We start from the raw sequence: 23,460 nt of genomic DNA, 5'->3' as shown, positions 1-23,460 counted from the left end.
ACGACGGGCGCTCGCCTCGTCAGTGCGTGGACTCGTCAGTGCTTGAACGCGTCCTTGACGTCTTCGGCGGCGTTCTTCAGGTCCGCCTTGGCCTGGTCTGCCTTGCCCTCGCGCTCGAGGCGCTCGTCGTCGGTCGCCTTGCCGGCGGCTTCCTTCATCTTGCCGCCGAGGTCCTCGGCCGTGTTCTCCATGCGGTCGTCGATACCCATCGTCGAACTCCTTCCAGCGGGCGGCGGTCTGCCGTGCCCTGATCTCCAGTGAAGGCGACGAACTCCGGAATCGGCAGGGGCTTGCCTCGGCGGTGACGACGCGCTACGGCGGGGTGAGCTCTCGGCGCGCTTCGGCGCCGATCTCGTGGGCGATCGCCTCGAGGAGCGCAGAGCCGAGGTTCCACTGCTGCCAGTACAAGGGCACCTCGATGGGTCGCCCGCCGAGGTGCACGAGCTCTCGACGCCCGAGTTCGGTCTTCGACTGGAACGTGGGCAGGAGTCCCCAGCCGAGCCCGAGCTTGATCGCGGTCGCGAAGTCGTTCGACGCGGGCACGAAGTGCCGGGCGGGGTGCTCGACGTCGACGCCGAGCTCGCGCAGGTACTCGGCCTGCAGGTCGTCGCGCCGGTCGAAGTCGACCCGCGGAGCCAGGGCGAGGGCCTCGGGGGTCGGCCCGTGGGGAAGCCACCGCGCGACGTAGCCGGGGGTGGCCACGGCCTGGTAGCGCATGACCCCGAGGGGCTGCACGAGACATCCGGCCACCGGCGTCGCCTGCGAGGTGACGGCGCCCATGACGGTGCCCGACTCGAGGAGGCCCGCCGTGAAGTCCTGGTCGTCGCGGTGCAGGTCGAACACGACGGCGTACCGCTCCGAGACCCGGGCGAGCGCCGGCAGGAACCAGGTGCCGAGGGAGTCCGCGTTCACGGCCAGCGGGATCGAGACGGGACGATCGGATGCCGCGTCGAGGCCGAACCCGGCGAGCGCGTCCTGCTCGAGCAGCGCGAGCTGGCGGGCCAGGCGCACGACGGCCGCGCCCGCGTCGGTGGCGCGAGCGGGCTTGGATCGCACGACCAGCACGCGCCCCAGCTGCTGCTCGAGCGACTTGACGCGCTGCGACACCGCCGAGGGCGTGAGTCGCAGACGGCGCGCCGCCGCGTCGAACGTGCCCTCGTCGATGACGACGGCGAGGGTGCGGGCGAGGTCGAGCGGAATCTCCATCTGAAGCCATGCTAATGCTGCTGAAGAATCCTGAGCTGGATTGCGGACTCCAAGCCGCCTAACGTCGAAACGTGCCCGTCTCGTCGCTCATCGCCGGCCTCGGCCTCGGCCTCTCGCTCATCATCGCCATCGGCGCGCAGAACCTCTTCGTGCTTCGGCAGGGCATCCGCAGGGAGCACGTATTCGCCGTCGCGGCGATCTGCGCCCTCAGCGACCTCGCGCTCATCGTCGTGGGGGTCTCGGGCGTCGGCGCGGTGCTTCAGGCGGTGCCGTGGCTCGTCGAGGTCATCCGCTGGCTGGGCGCGGCGTTCCTCGTCGGGTATGGCCTGCTCGCCGCGCGGCGTGCGGTGCGTCCGAGCGGAGCCGCGCTCGTCGCGGAACCCGCTCCGGCGGCTCCGGCGGTCGAGCGGGTGACGGATGCCGCGAGCGACGCGGCTCGGGACGGCCGCTCGCCCGCGGCATCCGTGACCGTCGCGGCCGCTCCCCGCGCGGTAACGGCCCCCTCCCCTGAGTCGCGCACGACGCTCGCCGCCGCAGTGCTCACGTGCCTCGCCCTGACCTGGCTCAACCCGCACGTGTACCTCGATACCGTGTTCCTGCTCGGTTCGGTCGGCAACACCCACGGCGACGGCCGCTGGGCGTTCGCCGTGGGGGCGGGCATCGCGAGCATCGCGTGGTTCTTCGGCCTTGCGTACGGCGCGCGGCTCCTCGGCGGCGTGCTCGGCAGCCCCCGCGCCTGGCGCGTGCTCGACGCGGTGATCGCCGTCGTCATGATCGTGCTGGGCATGTCGCTCGTGCTCCCGCGCTGATCTGGTCCTCCTGTCGATCCGGTCTTCCCCCGTTCGTCGTGGGTGCATACCGTGTTGACAAGAGAGGACACCACCATGGAATACCTGCTGATCGTCGCGACCGACCCCGACGCCGAGCCGTTCGTGCCCGAGGAGGACAACGTGGGCGACTGGGTCGACGACCTCGAGGCCCGGGGCATCCGCATCCGGGGCCAGCGACTGCGGCCGCCGGCGGATGCCACGCTCGTGCGCGTGCGCGACGGGGAACTGCTCGTGACCGACGGGCCGTTCACGGAGTCGAAGGAGTGGATGGCCGGCTACGACATCCTCGAGGTGGAGAGCCTCGACGAGGCCGTCGAGATCGCCTCGCGGCATCCGATGGCCCGCTTCGGTCGCATCGAACTGCGCCCGGCGTGGCCCATGGACGTGCACGAGCCCGGCGCCGAGCGCCACGCGCGCGAACGGGCCGAGGAGACCGCGGCCCTCGGATGACGCACGGCGCACCCGCGCACCACGACGCCGTCGCCCGCGCCCACCGAGACGAGTGGGCGCGGGTGGTGGCGACGCTCATCCGCCATACGGGCGACTGGACGCTCGCCGAGGAATGCGCGGCGGAGGCGTTCGCCCGTGCGGTCGAGCGCTGGCCCGCGGAGGGCGTGCCGCGCAACCCCGGCGCGTGGCTCACGACGGTGGCTCGGAACCTCGCGATCGACCGTCTGCGCCGGCGCGCGAACGAATCGGCCAAGCTGCGTGAGGCGGCGGCGTTCGACGAGGTCGAGGGCGGCCGGAACGTCGGGCGGCGGGCGGGCGTGCCTTTGCCCGCGTCCGGCGACGATGCGTCCGAGGCGGAACCGGGGCTCGACTGGGGCGACACCGCCCGAGACGGTGTCGACGACCGTCTGCGCCTCGTCTTCACGTGCTGCCACCCGGCGCTCGCGCTCGAGGCGCGCGTCGCACTCACCCTCCGCACGCTCGGCGGCCTGACCACGGCCGAGATCGCCCGCGCGTTCCTCGTGCCGGAACCCACGATGGCGCAGCGCATCGTGCGGGCCAAGCAGCGTATCCGCAACGCGGGCATCCCGTACCGGGTCCCGGATGCCGCGGCGCTGCCCGAGCGGCTCGGCGGCGTGCTCGCCGTGCTTTACCTCGTGTTCAATGCGGGCTACTCCGCCTCGGGCGGCGACGCCGAGCGGCGCGGCGCCCTGGCCGACGAGGCGATCCGGCTCTCGCGGCTCGTCGTGCGGCTCATGCCCGAGGCGGCCGAGGCGGCGTCCCTCCTCGCGCTCATGCTGCTGCAGGACTCGCGACGGCGTGCGCGCGTCGACGCCAACGGGGAGCTCGTGACGCTCGACCTGCAGGAGCGGGCGCGGTGGGACGCCACGGAGATCGCGTCGGGTCTCGCGATCCTGCGGAGCCTCGAGCGCCGGCCCCGCGGCATCCGCGGCCGGTACCGGCTGCAGGCCGAGATCGCCGCGTGCCACGCCACCGCGCCGACCGCCGACGCCACCGACTTCGAGCGCATCGCGTCGCTCTACGACGCGCTCGCCGCCATCGACCCCTCACCCGTGGTCGCACTGAACCGCGCGCTCGCGCACGGATTCGCGGGGCGCGAACAGGCCGGCCTCGACGAGCTCGACCGGCTCGCGGCATCCGGGGCCCTCGGCCGCTACCACCTGCTGCCGGCCGCGCAGGGCGAACTGCTCGCGCGGCTCGGGCGAGCGGATGCCGCGGCTGCACGCCTGCGGGCCGCGCTCGAGCTCGCGCCCACCGACGCCGAGCGCCGCGCGCTGCGGCGACGCATCGACGAGCTCGCGGCGGCATCCTGAGCGGCCTGCTGGGCTGACCGGGCCCCACCCCTCCCCGGCCCCCACCCGTTCGCGAGTCGTCACGGACTGCTGGCTCCCAGAGGTGAGAAGCAGCCATCCGTGACGACTCGATCGCGGGCGATGGAGCACGGCTTCCTGGGCTGTCCGGCCGCGTGCGAGACGGCCAACCTCGGCGCAACCCCCTGACGGGATGCAGCGGACGGCATACCCTGAGCGCGTGGCCTTCCGGAACCTGCGCGTCGCGGTGCGCCGTACGCGCATCCTCCCCGAGTGGGTGCGGCGAACGGATGCCGCGGCCGCGCGAGCCGTGAATCGGCGCCACACGCATCCGCACGTCGACGCCTTCTGGTCGCGGCTCACGGGCTTCGCCGACCGCGGCGTGCTCTGGTGGACGCTCGCGGGGGTGTTGGCCGTCACCGGGCGACGCCGCGCCGCCGGCCGCGGCCTCGGCTCGCTCCTCGTCGCGAGCGGGCTCACGAACCTCATCGCGAAGCAGGTCTTCGGCGGCGACCGGCCGCTGCTCGCCGACGTGCCGATCGGGCGCCGGCTGCCGGTGCCGCCGATCACGCCGCCGTTCCCATCGGGCCACTCGGCGAGCGCGGCGGCGTTCGCCGCGGGCGTCGCGATCGAGCGACCGAGCATCGGGGCCGTGCTCGCGCCACTCGCGGTCGGCGTCGGGTACTCGCGGCTGCACACGGGCGCGCACTGGCTCTCCGACGTCGTGGGCGGACTCGGGCTGGGCGCGGCCGTCGCCGGGCTCGGCGCGCTCGTGGTGCGCCCGGGGCGCGACGCGGCGACGCCGGGCCGGGATGAGCGGCCCGAGCGACCTCCCGGGGTCGATCGGCCGCTGCCCGCGTCGCCTGACGGCGAGGGCGTCTTCCTCGTCGTGAACCGCTCGTCGGGCACGAGCGTGGTGCGCACCGACCCGCTGCGATCCATCGCCGACCGGTTGCCGCACGCAGAGGTGCACGTGCTCGACGAGGACGAGAGCCCGAGAGAGGCGGTGTGGGCGGCCCTGGCCGGCACGACACCGCCGCGCATCCTCGGCGTGTGCGGCGGCGACGGCTCGGTGGCCGCGGTCGCGCACGAGGCGATCGCGGCGGGCCTGCCGCTCCTCGTCGTGCCGGGCGGCACGTTCAACCACTTCGCGCGCACCGCGGGCGCGGTATCCGTCGATCTCGTCATCGACGCGGTCAAGCGCGGGGAGGGGGTGCGAGTGGATGTCGCGGAGCTGGCCTTCGGCGACGATGATCCGATCACGGTGCTGAACTCGGCATCGGTGGGCGTCTACCCCGACTTCGTCGCCGTGCGCGAACGACACGAGCACCGTCTCGGCAAGTGGCTCGCCGCCCTGGTCGCGGCCGCGCGCGTGCTGCGCCGCTCGCAGCCCGTGACCATCGTCGTGAACGGGCGCCGCGCACGGGTGTGGACCCTCTTCGTCGGCGTGGGCGCGATCGAGCCCGGCACGCTGGCGCCGCTGCAGCGTCGCCGGCTCGACGACGGAGTGCTCGACGTGCGGCTGCTGCACGCGGGCTCACGCACCGGAGCGGCCGCGTCGCTCGCCTTCGGCCGACGCGCGAGTGCCGTGTTCCGCGCCCTCGGGCTGCTGCCCCGGCACATCGAGGTGTTCCGGACCGAGTCGATCGAGGTCGTCGTGCGACCGCGGGAGGGCCAGCCTCCCGGCTTCGCGCACGACGGCGAGGTCGCGATCGCGGCCCCGCTCGAGGCGACCGCCGCCTACCCGGGGCGCGGGTACCGCACGAGGATTACGATCGCACGGGGGGCGCTCGACGTGTATCGACCGGCGAGCGGCGGCAACCACCCGGTGAGAGGCGAGCAGTGAATCCGTACGAACAGCGACCGTGGCTGGTGCACTACGCCACGGGCGTCCCGCACGAGATCGAGGAGCCGACGCAGACGCTCGTCGACATGATCGACGACGCGGTCGACCGGTTCGGGCGGCGTCCCGCGCTCGAGTTCTTCGGCGCCGAGACGCGCTACCGCGAACTCGGCGAGCAGATCGCGAAGGCCGCCGAAGGACTCCGCCGCCTGGGCGTCGGCGCGGGCGACCGGGTCGCCCTCGTGCTGCCGAACTGCCCGCAACACGTTGTGGCGTTCTACGCCGTGCTCCGGCTCGGCGCCATCGTCGTCGAGCACAATCCGCTCTACACCGCGCGGGAGCTTCGCCACCAGTTCGAGGACCACGGCGCGACGATCGCGATCGTCTGGAACGCGGTCGCCGACACGGTCGCGGACTTCCCGCGCGACATCCGCCCGGCGCACATCATCGCGGTCGACCTCAGCCGCGCCCTGCCCTTCGCGAAGCGGGTGGCGCTGCGCCTGCCGATCCCCAGGGCGCGCGCCTCGCGAGCCGAGCTCACGACGAAGCCGACCGCGCGCGGCATCCTCGAGTGGGACAAGGTGGTCGACACCCGCCCGATCTCGAAGCGGCATCCGCGGCCGGTACTCGGTGACACCGCGCTGCTGCAGTACACGACCGGCACGACGGGCAGCCCGAAGGGCGCCGTGCTCACCCACCGCAACCTGCGGGCCAACGCCATGCAGGGCCGCGCGTGGGTGCCGGGCCTCCGCGACGGCAAGGAGGTGTTCTACGGGGTGCTGCCGCTCTTCCACACCTACGGCATGACGCTGTGCCTGACGTTCGCGATGAGCCTCGGCGCCCGGCTCGTGCTGTTCCCGAAGTTCGACGTCGACCTCGTGTTCCAGGCGGCCAAGCACTCGCCACCCACGTTCCTGCCGGCCGTGCCGCCGATCTACGACCAGTTGGCGCGCACGGCGGAGCATCGCGGCACGGCCCCGCTCCGGGGCATCCGGTATGCGATCTCCGGCGCGATGGCGCTGCCGCCGGCGACGGTCGACCGCTGGGAGACCGTGACCGGCGGCCTCCTTGTCGAGGGATACGGCATGACCGAGTCCTCACCCGTGGCCATCGGGAACCCCATGGGCCCGACCCGTCGCCCCGGCACCGTGGGCGTGCCGTTCCCGAGCACCGAGATCCGGGTCGTCGACCCCGAGCACCCCGACGAGGATCGCCCTGCCGGCGAAGAGGGCGAGCTCCTCCTGCGCGGACCCCAGGTGTTCGAGGGCTACTGGCGCCGACCGTCCGAGACGGCCGAGACGCTGCTGCCGGGCGGTTGGCTCCGTACGGGCGACATCGTGCGGGTCACCGACGACGGCTTCGTCATGATCGTCGACCGGGTCAAGGAGCTGATCATCACGGGCGGCTTCAACGTGTCGCCGTCGGAGGTGGAGGGCGTGCTGCTCAGCCACCCCGACGTGCGCGGCGCGGCCGTCGTGGGCCTGCCTCGGGCGGCGGGCGGCGAGGATGTCGCGGCGGCCGTCGAGCTGCGCGAGGGTGCCGTGTTCGACGCCGGCGCGATGCGCGACTTCTGCCGCGAAAGCCTCACGCCCTACAAGGTGCCGAAGCGGATCGTCGAGGTGGACGAGCTGCCGCGTTCGCTCATCGGCAAGGTGCTGCGGCGCCGGGTGCGCGACGACCTCATCGCCGCGCGCGGGGCCGGATGAACGCGACGGCCGCGTGTATGTTTCCGTTCCCGCGCGGTGTGCTTGGTCGACAGGGCACACAGCGCGGGAACGGAGACGTTCGGTGCGCGATCGCAGACGCCCTTCAGAGCAGCCGGCGCGCACTCGCCCACGCCGTGAGCTCGTGCCGGCTCGAGAGCTGGAGCTTGCGCAGCACCGCCGAGACGTGCGTCTCCACGGTCTTCGTCGAGATGAAGAGCTCGGCAGCGACCTCCTTGTAGGCGTAACCGCGGGCGATGAGCCGCATGACCTCCTGCTCACGCGCCGAGAGCCGGTCGAGCTCGTCGACGGCCGCCGCCGTCTCCCCCACGGCCGCGCCGAACGCGTCGAGCACGAACCCGGCGAGCTTCGGAGAGAACACCGCGTCGCCGCCCGCGACCGCGTGCACCGCGCGACTGACATCGGCGCCCGACGAGCCCTTCGTGATGTAGCCGCGAGCACCCGCGCGGATCACGCCGACGACGTCCTCGGCCCGGTCCGACACGCTCAGGGCCAGGAACCGCGTGCCGGGCACCGCCGGCGCCGCGCGCCGGATCACCTCGGCGCCGCCACTCGTGCCGGCGGGAACGGATGCCCCGGGCAGGTGCACGTCGAGGAGTACGACGTCCGGCGCGGCATCCGTCACCGCGGCGACCGCCGACTCGACGTCGTGCGCCTCGCCGACGACCACGATCGTGTCGTCGAGGTCGGCCTTCAGGCCCGACCGGAAGATCGAGTGGTCGTCGACCAGGACCACGCTGACGCGCTCAGCCACGGGTCGCCTCCTCGGCCGGGAAGCGCAGCCGCACCTCGGTGCCGACACCACCTGCGCCCGGTCGCACCGTCGCCGATCCGCCGGCACGGCGCATCCGCCCGATGATCGACTCGCGCACGCCGAGCCGGTCGCCCGGCACCGCCGCCAGCCTGAATCCCGGTCCGCGGTCGCGCACGAACACCTCGACCGCGTCGGGGCGTGATTCGACGTACACCGAGACCTCGCCGCCGGCGTGCCGCGCGGCGTTCAACATCGCCTCCCGCGCCGCGGCCGCGAGTTCGCCGCTCGCGGGCTCCCGCGACTCCCCCACCACGACCAGGTCGACGGTCACGGGATAGTCGATCTCGAGCGCCGAGGCGAAGTCGCGCAGGTCGGCGACGAGGTCGCTCTCTCCTGGGGCATCGCCCGCGTAGAGCCAGTCGCGCAACTCCCGCTCCTGCGCCCGGGCGATGCGGGCCACCTCGCTCGTCGCACCGGCCCGATTCTGGATGAGCGCCAGCGTCTGGAGCACCGAGTCGTGCAGGTGGGCGGCGATCTCGCTGCGCTGCTCCTCGCGGATGCGCTTCGTGCGCTCGCCGGTGAGGTCGCGCCAGTGCGCGATGAGCGTGGGGGCATACACGAGCCCGATGCCGAGCACCGCGGCGAGCGCGGCTGCGAACGCCGGAACGGGGCCGAGTGGGGCGACCGGACCGAACACGAGCGCGAGCGCCGTCACGACGAGCAGTGCCGTGGCGGTGCCGCGCACGGCCAGTTCCGAGCGGGGTCCACGTTCGGGGTCGGGCCGGTCGATGAAGGTCGACCAGGCGCCGGAGGCCACGGCGAGTCCCACCCCGGCGAGGGTCGCCCAGAACCACCACGACCAGGCTTCGCCCTCGCCACTCACGAGCGGCCGACTCAGGATCCACGCGGCGACCATGACGGCGACGGATGCCCCGACGAGCAGCCAGGCGACGGGCGACCGCCGCCTGGGACGCGCCTCGGGCGACTCGCCTGGGGTGGCCGACCACGGCACGAATGCCCACAGCCACGCGTAGAGCAGGAGACCGGCGCCCGCGACGGGAGTGAGCGCGACGAACGCGACCCGCACGATCCAGGCCGGCCAGCCGAGGTGCAGGGCGAGGCCCGCGGCGACGCCGGTCGCGACGCAGTCCCGCGGGCGGGCGAGCGGCGGCCGCGCGCCTGCGTCGGGGCCGTCGGGGGAGTCGGGGGCCGGGGTGTCGGGCGCAGCGGCGGCGGTCGCGTCATCCGCCGTGATGTCCTGCGCACGCGACCCCATGGCTGCCATCCAAGCAGACGCAAGCGCAGCCGCCGATGCCCCGGGCCCGCGAATCAGGGTCGAGTCAGGGTTCCACCCCATAGCGGCCTCCGCGTCGTCGCTGCCAGCATCGGGGCATGGAGACGAACCCGACCGCCCCCGAGACGGACCCCGCCCCAGACGACGTGAAGGGGGACTCCACCTCGCCCGGCGGACCCGCCGACGGGGCGGTCGGTTCGGCTCCGCCCGGAATGCCCGAGGAGAGCGGCGACGGCTTCTTCGGATGGCTGCGCGGCCTCGGCGTGCCGCGTCGCCCGGGATGGCTCGGCGGCGTCGCCGCGGGCGTGGCGGCCCGGCTCGGCATCGACCCGATTATCGTGCGTGGCATCGTCGTCGTGGTCGCGGTGCTCGGCGCGCCGTTCGTGCTGCTCTACGCGATCGCGTGGCTGCTGCTGCCCGACATCGACGGGCGCATCCACCTGGAGCGCCTCCTCCGCGGCACGGTCGACCCGGCGATCGTCGGCATCGCCGTGATGGGCGTGATCGGCCTCATCCCCCTCGTGCAGGGCGGCTGGCTCGGCTGGCGATGGTGGCCGGACTGGCCGTCGATCTGGGTGGGCGGGATCGACGTGCTCGCGCCCATCCGCGTGCTCTGGGTGCTCGCCGTCATCGTGGGGATCACGGTGTTCGTCATCTGGCTGATCCGACGGGCGAATGCACCCGCGACAGACGCGCCTACCGTGCCCGACGCATCCGGTGTCGCCGCGATGTCCGCGGCCACCCGCGCGCCCGCGGCATCCGCCCGATCCGATGCGGATGCGACATCCGCATCGCCCATCGCGCTCATCCCCACCCCTGGTCCCGGTCCGGCTCCCGAACCGCCCGTGCCGGCCATGGGCGCCGACGCCGGCGAGATCGCCGCGTGGCGAGCGCAGCACGAGGCATGGCGCCGGTCGCATGCCGAGTGGCGGCAGTCGCAGCAGGATTCAGACCGCGCCGCCCGCGCCCGTGCCGCTGCCGAGAACAAGGCGAGGGCCGTGGCGCTTGCCGCGGAGTCAGAGGCGGCGCGGCGCCGCCGACGCGCCGAGCGGCCGCGGGCCGGCGCCGCCTACGTGTTCACCGTGCTCGGCATCGCCCTCGTGGGCGGTTCGCTGGCGGCGATCTGGGCGCTCGGCTCGCCCGAGCTGACCGCATACGTCTCCGCGTTGGCGCTCGCCGTCGCCACCCTCGTGCTCGCGCTCGGTATGTTCGTCGCGGCCGTGCGCCGGCGGCGCGCCGGGTTCCTCGCGTTCGTCACGACCGTCACGACCCTGGTGATGCTCGGAGCGACGATCGCCCCCGCGCGCACCTTCGTTCCGCCCGGCTACGGCATCTCGATGCTCGAGTCCCAGTCGTTGGTGCAACCCATAGGCGATGCCCACCTCGTGGCATCGGCTGAGCTGCGCAGGGTCCCCGGCATGCCGACGATCGACATCGAGCAGGGCATCGGCGATGTGTACCTGACCGTCCTGGACGGCACGCAAGTCGTCCTCGATGCACGGGAAGCCGGGCGGGTCGACGTCACGTGGGTTTCCGCTGATGGGAGGGCGCGGGCGGCGACGACCGGCGACGCCGACGTCATCCACACCCTCGGCCGCACCAGCGGGGCGTCCGCTGACGCGCGCCTCATCGTGCACCAGCCGCCGGGCGGCACCATCTACGTGACAATCCACGAGGGAGACGAACGATGAGCGACACGAACCTTTCCGGCCCCGGCGAACTGGCTGACACTGCGGTCATCGGCGCACCGGAAGCGCCGGCGACCCGCCCTGCGGCATCCGATCCCGAGGCCTCGCCCCTGTCACGACCCACCGTGCGATGGGGTGCGCTCGTGTGGAGCCTGATCTTCGGCGCCGTCGGCGCGACGAGCCTCTGGGTGGTCGTCGATCGGGATAGCCGCGACGCCGTCGACGAGTGGCTCCTCGACCTGACGCCGCTCGCGGCGACGCTCTACCTCCTGCTCGCGCTCGGCGCTCTCATCGCCGTGTTCGGGCTCGTCGCCCTGATCCGGCGCGGCGAGCGCGCGCGGGTCTGAACGCTGCGCCCCGCACCCACAGCCTCCGCCTCTACCGCGGGGCCCTTCGACTCATCGGCCCATCGGCTCATCGGCTTGAGTGGAATACGCGCGGGTGAGTACCGACCGTTGCGTACTCAGTCGCATCACGCTCACTCAGGCGCAGCACGACGCCGACCGATCGGGGCTACAGCTCGACACCGATGAGCACCGGCTCCGGCCGCAGCATGATGCCGAACTCGGACTGCACGCGGCTCTGCACGAAGCGGGCGAGCTGCGCCACCTCCTCGGCCGACGCGCCGCCGCGGTTGGTGAGCGCGAGGGTGTGCTTCGTCGAGATGGCCGCCCGCGACCCGGGCAGCGCGAAGCCACGACGGATGCCACTGTGCTCGATCAGCCACGCGGCCGAGAGCTTGACGAGCGGCTCACTCGGTGCGGCACCCGCTGCGCCACCGGATGCCGCGAGCGACGCCTGGTGTGTGAAGAACTGGTCGAGCGGCGATTCGTCGAGGCCCCCGGCGGCGATCGACACGACCTCGTCGGCGCGGTCCTCCTCGAGGTACCAGCGCGGGGCGTCGCCGGGCAGCGTGCGGGCGACACGCTCGGTGACCATCGGGTTCGTGAAGAACGACCCTGCGCTCACCGAGTCGGGGTCGGACGGGTCCAGCACCATGCCCTTCGACGCGCGCAACGCGAGCACCGCCGCGCGGACGCGCGCGATGGGCACGCGGTCGCCGAGGTTCACGTGCAGCGCGTCGGCGAGCTGCCCGTAGGCGATCGGCTGGCCGAGCGGTTCACCGAGCACGGCGCGCTCCGCCGCGGTGTCGTGCAACCGGAGCTCCACCGACACCACGACGCCGCGAAGCCGCCGCTTCAGCACTGACGTGCGGTACCCGAGCTCGAGTTCGGCCGCGCTCATGCGGCGTGGGACATCCGCCCCCTCCTCGAGGAACTCGATCACCACGAGCGTGGACTCGAGCTCCTGACCGTAGGCGCCGATGTTCTGCACGGGCGCGGCGCCGACCGAGCCCGGGATGCCGGAGAGCGCTTCGATGCCGGAATACCCGTGTTCGACGGTCCAGGCGACGAGGTCGTCCCAGTTCTCGCCCGCCTGCACGCGGACGCGCACGGTGCCCCGGGCGGGTGCGTCGAGCGCGTTCGGAGCGGCACTCGGCGGCGAGTCCGGCGGCACATACGGACTCGGCAGCACCTCGATACCCTTCGTCGCCACGCGGATGACCGTGCCGTCGAACCCGTCGTCACCGATCAGCAGGTTCGAGCCGCCGCCGAGCACGAGCCATGGCTCGCCTTCGTGCCACGCCTCGACGGCGAGGTCGACGAGGTCGGCTTGCGTGGACGCGGTGGCGAGCCGGCGGATCGGCCCGCCGACCCTGAGCGTCGTGAACTCCGAGAACGGGATGTCGGCGGTCATGTCAGTCGAGCAAGACCCGCGCCTGCGCCTTGCCGAGCACCGTCTCGTCGCCGACCTTCACGGTGAGGTCGATGCGGGCGGCTCGGGACTCGGCGTCGAGTTGCCCGACCTTCGCGATGACCTGCACGACCGCTCCGAGCTTCGGGTCGACGACGACGGGTCGGGTGAAGCGGGCCTGGTAGTCAACGATCCGGCCCGGGTCACCGGCCCAGTCGACGACGGGCTGCACCGCGAACCCCATCGTGAGCATGCCGTGGGCGAGCACGCCGGGCAGCCCGACCTGGTGCGCGATGTCGTCGCGGTAGTGGATGGGATTGAAGTCTCCGGATGCCCCGGCGTATCGCACGAGCGAGTCGCGTGTCAGTGCGAACGACTGCTCGGCGACGATGTCGCCGGCGGCGAGGTCGTCGAAGGCGGGCATCAGTCCTCCCCTCGCACCACGAGCGTGGAGATCGCCGTGACGACGTGGGCGCCCGAGGCATCCACGATGCTCGATTCGGCCGTCACCATCGAGTGCGCGCCGAGCGTCTTCACGCTCGAGACGGTGAGCGTCGCCGTGAGCAGGTCGCCGGCGACGATCGGCCGCGTGGAGGTGAAGCGCTGGTCGCCGTGCACGACCCGCGAGAAGTCGATACCCGAGTCCGGTTCGGCCAGCAGTTGGGCGAGGGTCCGCTCCTGCACGACGACCGCGAAGGTGGGCGGCGCGACGACGTCAGCGTACCCGGCGGCGCGCGCGGCCTCGGGATCGAGGTTGATCGGGTTGGTCGCGAAGACGGCGCGGGCGAACTCGCGCACCTTCTCGCGTCCGACGAGATACGGCTCGGTCGGCGGGAACGTCCGCCCCTGCAGCTCGGGGTTCACTGGCACCCCGACAGTCTATGCGGGCGCCTGCGCACTTCCTTCGAGCCGGTCGCGAGCTGGCGGGAGCCGGCCGGAGCAGATCGCCGGCCGGTCGCGAGCAGGCCGGCGCCGGTCGCTCAGCGCTTGCCACCGCCGAGGAGCCCGCCGAGGATGTCGCCGAGCCCGCCGCCCGAGCCGCCGGAGCCGCCGGAGCCGCCGGAGCCGCCGCCCATGAGCCCGCCCAGCAGATCGCCCAGCCCGCCGCCGGAGCCGCCCGACCCCGATTGGGATCCGCCACCGAGCAGGCCGCCGAGGATGTCGCCGCCCGAGCCTGACTCCGCCGGTTGAGCTGCCGGCTCGGCCGTCGGCTCCTTCTTGCTCATGAACTGCTTGGCGAGGAAGGCCAGGACGATCGGCGCGAGGATCGGCAGGAGCTTCTTGATGAGGTCGCCCGTGCCGGTCTCCTTCTTCTCCTTGGCGTCCAGCGCCTGCACCACCTGGTCGGTCTCGTCGCCGAACACGTTCTTCACGATCTTGCGGCCGTCGTCCTCGTCGACGTCGGCGAGTCTCACTCCGCCCTCGACGAGCGACGGGTCGTGCTTCGTCACCGCTCGCTCGAGCGAGGCGGCCCCGGCGGGGTCGCTGGCATTGGCACCCATGCCGGCCACGAGCGCCGGGAGCGCGTCGTCGATGGCCTTGCGGGCCGTGGATTCGTCGACGCCGAGCCTCGCGGCGATCTCACCGATCGGCAGTTGCGACCTGAGTTCATCGAGCCCGGCCATGTGGTTCTCCCCCGTTTCCGGCGCCCAGCGGCGGACGCTCGGCTCCACAGTATTCGGGGCGGCGACGCGGGCGGAAGAGGACGATCCCTTGCGGACAAGCGGTCGCGGCTCCGGCACACGGCCACCGGCGGGCGTCAGCTCCTGCCACCGGGGCACCCTCACGGGGTCCCGGCGCTGCCGGCGTAGAGGTTCAGGCCGAGCTCGCTCGCGACGTCGGCCACCGCGGCCTGTGCCCGCACGCTGTTGCCGGCATCGTCGAGCGGCGGCGAGAAGGCCGCGATCGCGAGCTCGCCGGGCGCGACCGCGACGATGCCGCCGCCGACGCCGCTCTTGGCCGGAAGCCCCACGGTGTAGGCCCAGTCGCCCGACCGCGTGTACATGCCCTCCATCGTCATCTCGGCGAGGATGTGCGGCACGTTGCCGCTCGAGATGACGCGAGTACCCGTGATGGGATTCCGCCCGCCGGCCGCGAGCGTGGCGCCCATCGTCGCGAGGTCGACGGTCGTGATGAGGGTGGAGCACTGCCGCGTGTAGACGTCGACGGCCTCCATCGGATCGCAGAAGATCGAGTCGCCGCCGTAGAGGAGCCAGGCCATTGCCCGGTTGTGGAAGTTCGTCGTCTGCTCGGAGTCGTTGACCTCGTCGCTCAGCTGGAGTTCGCGCGCGGCGAAGTCGCGCTGGGCGCTGAGGATCCTGTTCCAGCGGTCGTCGGCGCCGGTCGCGGTGACGAGGCTCGTCGAGGCGATGGCCCCGGCGTTCACGAGCGGCGAGAGCGGGCGATCCTTGTTCAGGTCGAGCGCCATCACAGAGTTGAATGGCAGCCCGGTGGGGTCGGCGCCGATCTTCGCGTGGAACGCCGCAGCGCCGACCTGCTCCATCGCGAGCGCCATCGTGAACACCTTCGAGATCGACTCGATCGCGAACTCGAACCGGTCGTCGCCGGTCGAGAACACCCGGCCGTCGGCCGTGACGACCGCCACCGCGAAGAGCGACGGGTCGACCGAGGCGAGGTAGGGGATGTAGCTCGCGTTGGCGCCGCCGGGGTCGTCGCGGTGGGCCGCGTGCGCCGAGCCGACCGCCTGCGCGATGGTTGCGTCGTCGAGGGACATGCGGCTCATCGTAGGCGCGGATGTCGGCGAACGGAACGACACGACGCGCCTCTCGTCCACTCCTCGCGGTGACCCGCGCTGGAGCGTCTCCCAGCAGAATCGGTCGATTCGTCTCCTCGTCCACGGATCCGGTGGCGGGGGAGGCCCGTGCGGGCGGCGCCGGACCCGGCCCATGCGGGCGTCGCCAGCGCGGCCCGTGCGGCCGCCAGCCGTGGTCCGTGCGAGACTCGAGGAGTGACCGCATTCCGCCCCGCCGACCGCGAACTGGCCGGCCGATTCATCCGCCTCACACCGTTCGACCCCGCCGACATTGCGGCGCTCTTCATCGCGCTCGGGCGGCCCGAGGTGTTCGCCGGCGGTTTCGGCGGCGGACCGCAGGGCCAGCCGGCGGATGCCGCGGCGTTCGAGCGGTTCGCGACCGCCTACTACGCCGGTGGCCCCACCGCGCTCCCGTTCACGGTGCGGCTCCGGGGCGGACCCGACGACGGCGCGATCGTCGGTGCGACCGAGCTCGGCGACCTCCACCTCGTCAACGAGTCGGCGCACATCGGCTGGACCGCCTACGATCCGCGCGTCTGGGGCACCGCGGTGAACCCCGAGGCGAAGCTGTTGCTGCTCACGCTCGCATTCGACCACGGGTTCGGCCGCGTGAAGCTGCAGGCCGACGAGCGCAACACTCGCTCGCGCGCCGCGATCGCGAAGCTCGGTGCGCGGTTCGAGGGCATCGCCCGACGCGAGCAGCCCCGGGCCGACGGTTCGTGGCGGGATTCCGCGGTGTACTCGATCCTCGTCGACGAATGGCCGGCCGTGCGCGCCGGGCTCGAGCAGCGCCTCGCGGCGTGGGGCGACGAGCCCGTGCGCCTCGAGGCAGCGAGCCGCGCCGGGAGCTGACTCAGCGGGTTGCGCGCCGGCGCAGCCGCGCCGCGACGACCAGCAGCGCGCCGGCGCCCACGGCGAGCACCGCGCTCCATCCGACGGACGCGACTGCGGGGTCGACGCCGGTCGCCGGAAGCGTGCCCGCCGGCGAGGATCCGCTGCCCGGAGTGGGGCCCGGAGTCGGCGCCGGCGTCGCCGCTGCGCTGAGCACGAAGTCCTGGTCGGCGATCGCCTCGCCTGCGGCCGTGATCGTGATCGTGCGGGTCGCGGGTGCGACCGACTCGTATCCGGCGGGCACGGTGATCGTGATGGTGTAGTCGCCGTCGGCGCCGGTCGTGAGCGTGGTCGGCCCGTCGGGTCCGGTCACGGTCACCGTGACATCCGAGATCGGAATGCCGTCTTCGTCTTCGACGACGCCCTCGACGCTGCCCGTGCGCGCGAGCTCGAAGTCGACGTTCGTCACGTCGGCATCGGCGACGGATTCAGTGCGGGTCGACGCACCGACGACGAGGTAGCCGTCGGGCGTCGTCATCGTGACCTCGTAGTCGCCTGCGGGCAGCAGCGGGAAGCTGTAGGTGCCGTCGGCGGCCGTCACGGTCGTGAGCGTTCCGGCCGGGCCGACCGCGGTGACCGTGACGCCGGGCACGCCCGTGCCGGCGGCGGTGACCGCTCCCGAGAGTGTGGGGTTCGCCGCGACGACGAAGTCCACCCCGGTGATGGGCGTCTCGCTTCCCTCGGGAATCGTGAAGGGCGGCGGACTCGTCGCGAGGGTGTAGCCGTCGGGTGTCGTGATCGTCGCCGTGTGCGTGCCGGCCGGCACCGTGTCGAACAGGTGGTAGCCGTTCGAGTCGGTCGTCGTGGTGACGCCGTCGATCGTGACGGTGACGCCCGGCATGGGGTTGTCGTCGGTGTCGGTGACGCGCCCCGACACCGCCACGGGCACGAGGTCGCGGATCGAGAAGTCGACCACCGCGTCGGTCGTCGTGAGGTCGGCCGGCTTGCGGTTCGCGTCGACGGCGATCTTGCCGGCCGGAGGAGTCGCCTGCACGGTGTACCCGCCGGTCGCGAAGAACCCCGGGAACGAGTAGAGGCCGCCGCCCGCGGTCGTGGTCGTCGCGACCACCGTGCCGTTGCCGTCGATGAGGGTCATCTCCACGCCGTCGACCGGTCCGGTGCAAACGTCCGTCACGGTTCCGGTGATGTCACGCGCGAGCGACGCGAACCACGTCTGGTAGACGGGGAATCCCGCGCGACGCGTGAAGACGAAGGTCGGCGAGCTGATCGGCGTCGACGGCTCGAACCAGGCAGCCGCGCCACTCGTGTCGGCGGCCGCCGCGTTGCCGGTCAGCGTGAGGGTCGCGGGATCCCAGGCCGGCACATCCGTCGCCACGCCCGTGCACGAGGGCTTGCCGACCACGCCCGGCGCGCAGTAGTTGAAGCCGCCCTGGAAGCCGAGCTCGGCGGCGGTGAGCGCCGCGCCGTCGCTGCCGATCGCCTGGATGCGCACCTGGTCTGCGTCGATGTCGCCGAGCGCGAACGTTCATCCGGAGGTGGGGGTCGGCGTGGGAAACGAGTACGTGGTCGTCGACGGCGCGGTCTCCGAGTCGGCTTTCGGGCGGAGGTTCAGGTACGGCTCGTCGCGGCTGGAGCCGTATTTCGCACCGACCGGGGTGCCCTCGGACAGCCAGGTGGATGCCCCTGAGATGACCCCGACCTGGCCGGCGCGCGAGTCGCTCGACACGGCGGCGGTGAGCGCCGGCTGCCCGGCGAGCGTCATCGAGGTCTGGAACGCCCCGCCGCTACCCGTGAGCGTTGTCCAACTCGCCCAGCGGGCCGTCGTGACGGCGGAGGCCGGCGTGACGCCCACGAGCGCGGCCACAGCGGGGGCGGCGACGCCGATGAGCAGTATGCGGTTCCCCCGAGGCCTGCCGCTCATGCTAGCGCGGCTCGGCCGCTCCCGCGGCCCTCCCACCGATCGCGCGGGCACTTGACAATGAGGCACTACGGAGGATCGCGGGAGGGAACGGCCACGAAGCGCCACCGTGCTCGACCGAGGAGCAGGCGACTCAGTCCACCGGGATGAGCGTGTACTTCGTGTCGAGGAACTCGTGGATGCCCTCGAACCCGCCCTCGCGGCCGATGCCCGACTGCTTCACGCCGCCGAACGGCGCTGCCGCGTTCGAGACGAGCCCCGTGTTGAGGCCCATCATGCCCGTGGCCAGGCGGTCGATCATGCGGTGGCCGCGGGCGAGGTCCTTCGTGAACACATAGGAGATGAGCCCGTACTCGGTCGAGTTGGCGAGGCGCACCGCCTCGTCCTCGTCGGCGAACGTCGTGATGCCGAGCACCGGCCCGAAGATCTCCTCGCGGAGCAGGCGCGCATCGGACCTGACGTTGCCGAGCACCGTCGGCGCATAGAACGAGCCCGCGCCGTCGATCGGCGCTCCCCCGGCGAGGACCTTCGCGCCCTTTTCCACGGCGTCCTTCACCAGCTCGTCCGTCGATGCGACCGCGTTGTCGTCGATCAGCGGGCCGATCGCGACGCCGTCCTCGGTGCCGCGACCGACGCGCATCGCAGAGACGCGCTCGGTCACGCGCCGTGCGAACTCGGCCGCCACCGCCTCGTGCACGATGAAGCGGTTCGCCGCCGTGCACGCCTGCCCGATGTTGCGGAACTTCGCGATCATCGCACCGTCGACCGCCTTGTCGAGGTCGGCGTCCTCGAACACGACGAACGGGGCGTTGCCGCCGAGCTCCATCGAGGTGCGGAGGATCCCCTGCGCCGACTGCTCGATGAGCTTGCGGCCGACCTCGGTCGAACCGGTGAACGACAGCTTACGCAGGCGCGGGTCGGCGATGATCGGGCCCGATACCTTCGACGAACTCGTGGTCGTCACGACGTTCACCACGCCCTTCGGCAGCCCGACCTCCTCGAGCAGCTGGACGAACGCGACGGTGGTCAGCGGCGTGAGCGCGGCGGGCTTCACCACGACGGTGCAGCCGGCGGCCAGCGCCGGCGCGATCTTGCGGGTGGCCATCGCGAGGGGGAAGTTCCACGGCGTGATGAAATACGATGGGCCCACCGGCCGCTGGGCGACGACGATGCGACCGGTGCCCTCGGGGTTCAGGCCGTAGCGGCCGGTGATGCGCACGGCCTCCTCGCTGAACCAGCGCAGGAACTCGGCGCCGTAGTTCACCTCGCCGCGCGCCTCGGCGAGCGGCTTGCCCATCTCGAGCGTCATGAGGAGGGCGAAGTCCTCACGGCGCTCGATGAGCCGGTCGAAGGCCCGGCGGAGGATCTCGCCGCGCTCGCGGGGGGCCGTGGCCGCCCACGCGTCCTGCGCCGCGACGGCCGCGTCGAGCGCGCGGATGCCATCGGCGGGCGACGCGTCGGCAATGGCTTTCAGCACCTCGCCGGTGGAGGGGTCGCGGATCTCGAAGGTCTTGCCGCCTTCGGCGGCGACCCACTCGCCTCCGATGTGGAGGCGGTCGGCGACGCGGTCGAGGATGCTGGTCTCCTGCAGGGTGTGGGTCATGCTGCGTTCCGTTTCGTTGGGTGTCGGCCGTCGGATGGCGGTTCGGGGGTCGGGGATCGATCAGGGATCGAGACCGCGGAGGCGGTGCGCCTCGGCGACGCGCTCCACGGCGAGCGCGGTGGCGGCGGTGCGGAGCGAGAGGCCGCGGGCCTCGGCGTAGCCGAGCACGTGCTGCCAGGCGCTGAGCATCCGCGCTTCCAGTCTGGACTCGACCTCGTCGGCGCGCCACCAGTAGCCCTGGTTGGCCTGCACCCATTCGAAGTACGACACGATCACGCCGCCCGCCTCGGCGAGCTGGGCGCGTGCGTCGTGAGCGGGGTCGCGATGTGGGCATCGGATGCCGCAGCCGATGCAAAATCGGCGCGGTCGCGGCATCCGACACCGTCACTGGTCCTTGAGCGTGCCGAAGGGTCGCCGTGAGCAGGTCGGTCATGCGGCCCGGAGTCCTTCCGCGACGACGCCGAGGCCCTCGATGAGCAGCTCGTCGGAGATCGTGAGCGGCGGCAGGAACCGGATGACATTGCCGTAGGTGCCGCAGGTGAGCACGAGCACGCCGTTCGCGTGGGCGTGCGCGGCGACCTTCGAGGTGAGGGCCGCGTCGGGGGCGCCCGTCTCGGGATCGACGAGCTCGATCGCGGCCATCGCGCCCCGTCCGCGCACGTCGCCGATGCGGGCGTCGGCGGTGCGGAGCGCGTTCAGGCGTTCGAGGAGCAGGGCGCCGATCCGGCCGGCGCGCTCGATGAGGCCGTCGGCGTCGTACGACTCGATCGAGGCGAGCGCGGCGGCGCACGCGAGCGGGTTGCCGCCGTAGGTGCCGCCGAGCCCGCCCGCCATGGCCGAGTCCATGATGTCGGCGCGGCCGGTGACGGCCGACAGCGGCAGGCCGCCGGCGATGCCCTTGGCGGTGACGACGAGGTCGGGCACGATGCCCTCGTGCTCGCTCGCGAACCAGGCTCCGGTGCGGCCGAAGCCGGTCTGCACCTCGTCCGCGATGAAGACGACGTCGTTGGCGCGGCACCACTCGACAAGCGCGGGCAGGAAGCCCTGCGCGGGCACGATGAAGCCGCCCTCGCCCTGGATCGGCTCGATGATGATCGCGGCGAGGTTCTCGGCGCCGGCCTGCTTCTCGATCTGGGAGATGGCGCCGGCGGCAGCCTCGGCACCGGAGAGGCCGCCGTCGCGAAACGGGTACGAGAGGGGCGCACGGTACACCTCGGGCGCGAACGGCCCGAAGCCGCTCTTGTACGGGATGTTCTTCGCGGTGAGGCCCATGGTGAGGTTCGTGCGGCCGTGGTAGGCGTGGTCGAACGCGACGACGGCCTGCTTCTTCGTGAAGTTGCGGGCGATCTTCACGGCGTTCTCGACGGCCTCGGCGCCCGAGTTGAAGAGCGCCGAGCGCTTCACGTGGTCACCCGGGGTGAGCGCGTTGAGCTTCTCGGCGACGGCGACGTAGGAGTCGTACGGCGCGATGGTGAAGCAGGTGTGCGTGAACGCGTTGAGCTGGGCCGTGACCGCCTCGACGACGCGCGGGTTGGCGTTGCCCACACCCGTGACGGCGATGCCCGAGCCCAGGTCGATGATCGAGTTGCCGTCGGCGTCGACGATGACGCCGCCGCCCGCGGCGACCACGGCGATCGGGATGGTCGTGCCGACGCCCGCGGCGACGGCCTCGGCCCTGCGCGCCATGAGCTCCTGCGAGCGCGGGCCGGGAATGGCGGTGACGAGGCGGCGCTCCTGGGCGAGCGCCGGCCCTCCGGCGACGGCGGCCGGGGTGTCGACGAGGGTCATGGCTGCTCCGATGCAAGGTGACGACAGTGGCGGGTGCCGCCAATGCTAGGACGGGCGCAGCGGATGCCTTAGCGCCCCCATGTACACTCGGATGCAACTTGTTGGACATCACGTACAAGCACCGAGCCCGCGGCATCCGGGAGGTACCAAGCGTGCAGCCCACCGTGCAGACCCTGCTCGCCCGCTCCGAGCTCGACCTCACGCTGCTCACCCCCGCCGACGCGCTGCCCGCCGACGCGCTCACCGCGCACGTGACCTGGGCGCACAGCTCCGACCTTGCCGACCCCACGCCGTTCCTCGACGATGGCAACGTGCTGCTCACGACCGGCACCCAGTTCGAGGCCGACCTCGTCGACGCCTGCACGCGCGAGGGCCTACCGCTGTTCGAGGTGCCGTACCGGGTGCCGTTCATCGCCATCGTGAGATTCGTCGCCGATGCGCTCGCCGAGGACACGTATGCGCGGCACACGTGGTCGCTCGCGGCGCAGCGCGCCATCTCGCTCGCGGCGCTCCGTCCCGACGGGCTCTCGGCGACGCTCGGCGAGCTCTCGAATCGCATCGGCGCGTGGGTCGGCCTCGTCGACGCGTCGGGTTCGCTCGATCGCGAGGCGCCAGAGGGCGGCCTCGGGCAACCCGCGCTCGGCGAGATCGTGGGTGAGGCGAGGTCGATGCTCCGCCGGGGCCAGCGCGCGAGCCGCACGCTCATGACCGGCGAGTCGGTCGGACAGCCGCAGCGGATGACGCTGCAGACCCTCGGCTCGGGCGGAGCACTGCGTGGCGTGCTCGCGATCGGCGACTCGGCGGAGCTCGACCAGGCCGGCCGTGAGGTCGTCACGTCGGTCATCGCCCTCGCCGGACTCGCGCTCGAGCAGAACCGCGACCTCGACCGGGCCCGCGGGCACCTGCGCACGGGCCTGCTCCGCTCGATCCTGGCCGCAGACCTCGCTCTCGCGGAGCGCGTCGCCGGTGAGATGTGGGGTCCCCTGCCCACGGCGCCGCTGCGGATCGCGGTGACGGATGCCCCGCCGCAGCACCTCGACCGCCTCGCCGAGTTGCTCGAACTGCGCGTCGAGGAGCGCGACGGCCGCCTCTTCTTCGGCCGCGACGACGACACCGTGGTCGTCGTCCTCGAGGACGCGGATGCCGCGCTCGCGGCCGAGATCGCGACCGAGTTCGAGCTTCCCGTCGGCATCTCCGACGCGGTGCCCGCCGACGGCATCGCGCGCGCGCACGAGCAGGCGCTGCGTGCGCTCGACCGCGCCCGCGAGACGGGGTCGGGCGTCGTCGCGTTCGACGAGATCAGCCGGCAGGGCGTCCTCGCCCTCCTCGCCCGCACCGACGCCCGCGCCGTCGCGCTCGCGACCCTCGCACCGCTCGCCGAGCACGACGCGACGGGCGGCACGTCGCTGGTCGGCACCATGCGCGCCTGGCTGGAGCACGGCGGCCAGTTCGACGCCACCGCCCATGCCCTCGGCGTGCATCGCCATACCGTTCGCAGCCGCATCGCCCTCGCCGAGCGGCTCCTCGGGCGCGACCTTTCGGGGTTCCACGCGCGCGCCGACCTGTGGGCGGCGCTCCTCGCGGTGGACTGAGCAGGCGGCATCGACGCGGCCGCACTCGGCCGTGGCATCCGTTCGCACCCTTCCCCGCA

Annotated in this window: 23 protein-coding genes; 9 read left to right on the top strand and 14 right to left on the bottom strand. The window is 72.7% G+C overall.

Going from position 1 to position 23,460, the window contains the following annotated elements:
* Nucleotides 1-35: 35 nt before the first annotated feature.
* Both IEX31_RS11495 and IEX31_RS11490 read right to left on the bottom strand, forming a co-directional pair.
* On the bottom strand, nucleotides 36-209 hold the full coding sequence (locus IEX31_RS11495; RefSeq protein ID WP_188743575.1) for a CsbD family protein: 174 nt from the start codon (nucleotides 207-209) through the stop codon (nucleotides 36-38).
* A gap of 103 nt (nucleotides 210-312) precedes the next feature.
* Nucleotides 313-1,206: a LysR family transcriptional regulator ArgP gene (locus tag IEX31_RS11490; protein ID WP_188743574.1), complete on the bottom strand. Its 894-nt coding sequence runs from the start codon at nucleotides 1,204-1,206 to the stop codon at nucleotides 313-315.
* Between the two features lie 71 nt (nucleotides 1,207-1,277).
* Here IEX31_RS11490 and IEX31_RS11485 point away from each other — a divergent pair, with 71 nt between their 5' ends.
* The 5 genes from IEX31_RS11485 (at nucleotide 1,278) to IEX31_RS11465 (ending at nucleotide 7,366) form a co-directional block, all read left to right on the top strand.
* Nucleotides 1,278-2,015, top strand: a complete 738-nt coding sequence (locus IEX31_RS11485) for a LysE/ArgO family amino acid transporter (RefSeq protein ID WP_188743573.1) — start codon at nucleotides 1,278-1,280, stop codon at nucleotides 2,013-2,015.
* Between the two features lie 75 nt (nucleotides 2,016-2,090).
* Nucleotides 2,091-2,486, top strand: a complete 396-nt coding sequence (locus tag IEX31_RS11480; protein ID WP_188743572.1) for a YciI family protein — start codon at nucleotides 2,091-2,093, stop codon at nucleotides 2,484-2,486.
* Complete coding sequence (locus IEX31_RS11475; RefSeq protein ID WP_188743571.1) at nucleotides 2,483-3,820, top strand: RNA polymerase sigma factor; 1,338 nt, start codon at nucleotides 2,483-2,485, stop codon at nucleotides 3,818-3,820. Before IEX31_RS11480 ends, IEX31_RS11475 begins: the two co-directional genes overlap by 4 nt.
* Nucleotides 3,821-4,037: 217 nt before the next feature.
* Nucleotides 4,038-5,663 (top strand): bifunctional phosphatase PAP2/diacylglycerol kinase family protein, encoded by a 1,626-nt coding sequence (locus IEX31_RS11470; protein WP_188743570.1) that lies wholly within the window; start codon nucleotides 4,038-4,040, stop codon nucleotides 5,661-5,663.
* Complete coding sequence (locus IEX31_RS11465; protein ID WP_188743569.1) at nucleotides 5,660-7,366, top strand: long-chain-fatty-acid--CoA ligase; 1,707 nt, start codon at nucleotides 5,660-5,662, stop codon at nucleotides 7,364-7,366. The genes IEX31_RS11470 and IEX31_RS11465 overlap by 4 nt, the downstream gene beginning before the upstream one ends.
* Nucleotides 7,367-7,469: 103 nt before the next feature.
* Here IEX31_RS11465 and IEX31_RS11460 read toward each other — a convergent pair whose 3' ends face one another.
* Together IEX31_RS11460 and IEX31_RS11455 are read right to left on the bottom strand one after the other, a co-directional pair.
* The gene (locus tag IEX31_RS11460; protein ID WP_188743568.1) at nucleotides 7,470-8,138 is read right to left on the bottom strand and encodes a LuxR C-terminal-related transcriptional regulator; all 669 of its coding nucleotides are present in this window, start codon (nucleotides 8,136-8,138) and stop codon (nucleotides 7,470-7,472) included.
* Nucleotides 8,131-9,414, bottom strand: a complete 1,284-nt coding sequence (locus IEX31_RS11455) for an ATP-binding protein (RefSeq protein ID WP_188743567.1) — start codon at nucleotides 9,412-9,414, stop codon at nucleotides 8,131-8,133. Before IEX31_RS11455 ends, IEX31_RS11460 begins: the two co-directional genes overlap by 8 nt.
* Nucleotides 9,415-9,530: 116 nt before the next feature.
* Between IEX31_RS11455 and IEX31_RS11450 the strand changes: the two genes are divergently transcribed.
* Complete coding sequence (locus IEX31_RS11450; RefSeq protein WP_188743566.1) at nucleotides 9,531-11,123, top strand: PspC domain-containing protein; 1,593 nt, start codon at nucleotides 9,531-9,533, stop codon at nucleotides 11,121-11,123.
* The gene (locus IEX31_RS11445) at nucleotides 11,120-11,467 is read left to right on the top strand and encodes a hypothetical protein (protein WP_188743565.1); all 348 of its coding nucleotides are present in this window, start codon (nucleotides 11,120-11,122) and stop codon (nucleotides 11,465-11,467) included. Before IEX31_RS11450 ends, IEX31_RS11445 begins: the two co-directional genes overlap by 4 nt.
* A 166-nt stretch (nucleotides 11,468-11,633) precedes the next feature.
* Here the strand turns inward: IEX31_RS11445 and IEX31_RS11440 are convergent, their stop codons facing one another.
* The 5 genes from IEX31_RS11440 to glsA all read right to left on the bottom strand — a co-directional run bounded on the left by IEX31_RS11440 (nucleotide 11,634) and on the right by glsA (nucleotide 15,609).
* Entirely contained in the window at nucleotides 11,634-12,878 is a 1,245-nt protein-coding gene (locus tag IEX31_RS11440; protein ID WP_188743564.1) for a UDP-N-acetylmuramate dehydrogenase, read from the bottom strand.
* 1 nt (nucleotide 12,879) lies between these two features.
* Nucleotides 12,880-13,299, bottom strand: a complete 420-nt coding sequence (locus tag IEX31_RS11435; RefSeq protein WP_188743563.1) for a MaoC family dehydratase — start codon at nucleotides 13,297-13,299, stop codon at nucleotides 12,880-12,882.
* Nucleotides 13,299-13,745: an FAS1-like dehydratase domain-containing protein gene (locus IEX31_RS11430; protein WP_188743562.1), complete on the bottom strand. Its 447-nt coding sequence runs from the start codon at nucleotides 13,743-13,745 to the stop codon at nucleotides 13,299-13,301. Before IEX31_RS11430 ends, IEX31_RS11435 begins: the two co-directional genes overlap by 1 nt.
* 110 nt (nucleotides 13,746-13,855) lie before the next feature.
* Nucleotides 13,856-14,500 carry a DUF937 domain-containing protein gene (locus tag IEX31_RS11425; RefSeq protein WP_188743561.1) on the bottom strand — a complete coding sequence of 215 codons (645 nt, stop codon included), beginning with the start codon at nucleotides 14,498-14,500 and terminating at the stop codon, nucleotides 13,856-13,858.
* Nucleotides 14,501-14,658: 158 nt separating this feature from the next.
* On the bottom strand, nucleotides 14,659-15,609 hold the full coding sequence (glsA, locus tag IEX31_RS11420) for a glutaminase A (RefSeq protein WP_229662291.1): 951 nt from the start codon (nucleotides 15,607-15,609) through the stop codon (nucleotides 14,659-14,661).
* Nucleotides 15,610-15,843: 234 nt separating this feature from the next.
* Here glsA and IEX31_RS11415 point away from each other — a divergent pair, with 234 nt between their 5' ends.
* Entirely contained in the window at nucleotides 15,844-16,500 is a 657-nt protein-coding gene (locus tag IEX31_RS11415) for a GNAT family N-acetyltransferase (RefSeq protein WP_188743559.1), read from the top strand.
* A 1-nt stretch (nucleotide 16,501) separates the two neighbouring features.
* On the opposite strand, the gene IEX31_RS11410 is transcribed toward IEX31_RS11415, so the two are convergent.
* The 5 genes from IEX31_RS11410 to gabT all read right to left on the bottom strand — a co-directional run bounded on the left by IEX31_RS11410 (nucleotide 16,502) and on the right by gabT (nucleotide 21,809).
* Nucleotides 16,502-17,992: an MSCRAMM family protein gene (locus IEX31_RS11410; protein WP_188743558.1), complete on the bottom strand. Its 1,491-nt coding sequence runs from the start codon at nucleotides 17,990-17,992 to the stop codon at nucleotides 16,502-16,504.
* A 33-nt stretch (nucleotides 17,993-18,025) separates the two neighbouring features.
* On the bottom strand, nucleotides 18,026-18,421 hold the full coding sequence (locus tag IEX31_RS11405; protein ID WP_188743557.1) for a hypothetical protein: 396 nt from the start codon (nucleotides 18,419-18,421) through the stop codon (nucleotides 18,026-18,028).
* 130 nt (nucleotides 18,422-18,551) lie between these two features.
* Nucleotides 18,552-20,021 carry an NAD-dependent succinate-semialdehyde dehydrogenase gene (locus tag IEX31_RS11400; RefSeq protein ID WP_188743556.1) on the bottom strand — a complete coding sequence of 490 codons (1,470 nt, stop codon included), beginning with the start codon at nucleotides 20,019-20,021 and terminating at the stop codon, nucleotides 18,552-18,554.
* 60 nt (nucleotides 20,022-20,081) lie between these two features.
* The gene (locus IEX31_RS11395) at nucleotides 20,082-20,396 is read right to left on the bottom strand and encodes a hypothetical protein (RefSeq protein ID WP_188743555.1); all 315 of its coding nucleotides are present in this window, start codon (nucleotides 20,394-20,396) and stop codon (nucleotides 20,082-20,084) included.
* A gap of 54 nt (nucleotides 20,397-20,450) precedes the next feature.
* Nucleotides 20,451-21,809: a 4-aminobutyrate--2-oxoglutarate transaminase gene (gabT, locus tag IEX31_RS11390; RefSeq protein WP_188743554.1), complete on the bottom strand. Its 1,359-nt coding sequence runs from the start codon at nucleotides 21,807-21,809 to the stop codon at nucleotides 20,451-20,453.
* Nucleotides 21,810-21,907: 98 nt separating this feature from the next.
* Between gabT and IEX31_RS11385 the strand changes: the two genes are divergently transcribed.
* Nucleotides 21,908-23,401 carry a helix-turn-helix domain-containing protein gene (locus IEX31_RS11385; RefSeq protein ID WP_229662290.1) on the top strand — a complete coding sequence of 498 codons (1,494 nt, stop codon included), beginning with the start codon at nucleotides 21,908-21,910 and terminating at the stop codon, nucleotides 23,399-23,401.
* The last annotated feature ends 59 nt before the right edge of the window (nucleotides 23,402-23,460 follow it).

This window comes from Agromyces bauzanensis (assembly GCF_014645655.1).
Lineage (GTDB): Bacteria > Actinomycetota > Actinomycetes > Actinomycetales > Microbacteriaceae > Agromyces > Agromyces bauzanensis.
This window is presented reverse-complemented; position numbering and strand designations above follow the sequence as displayed.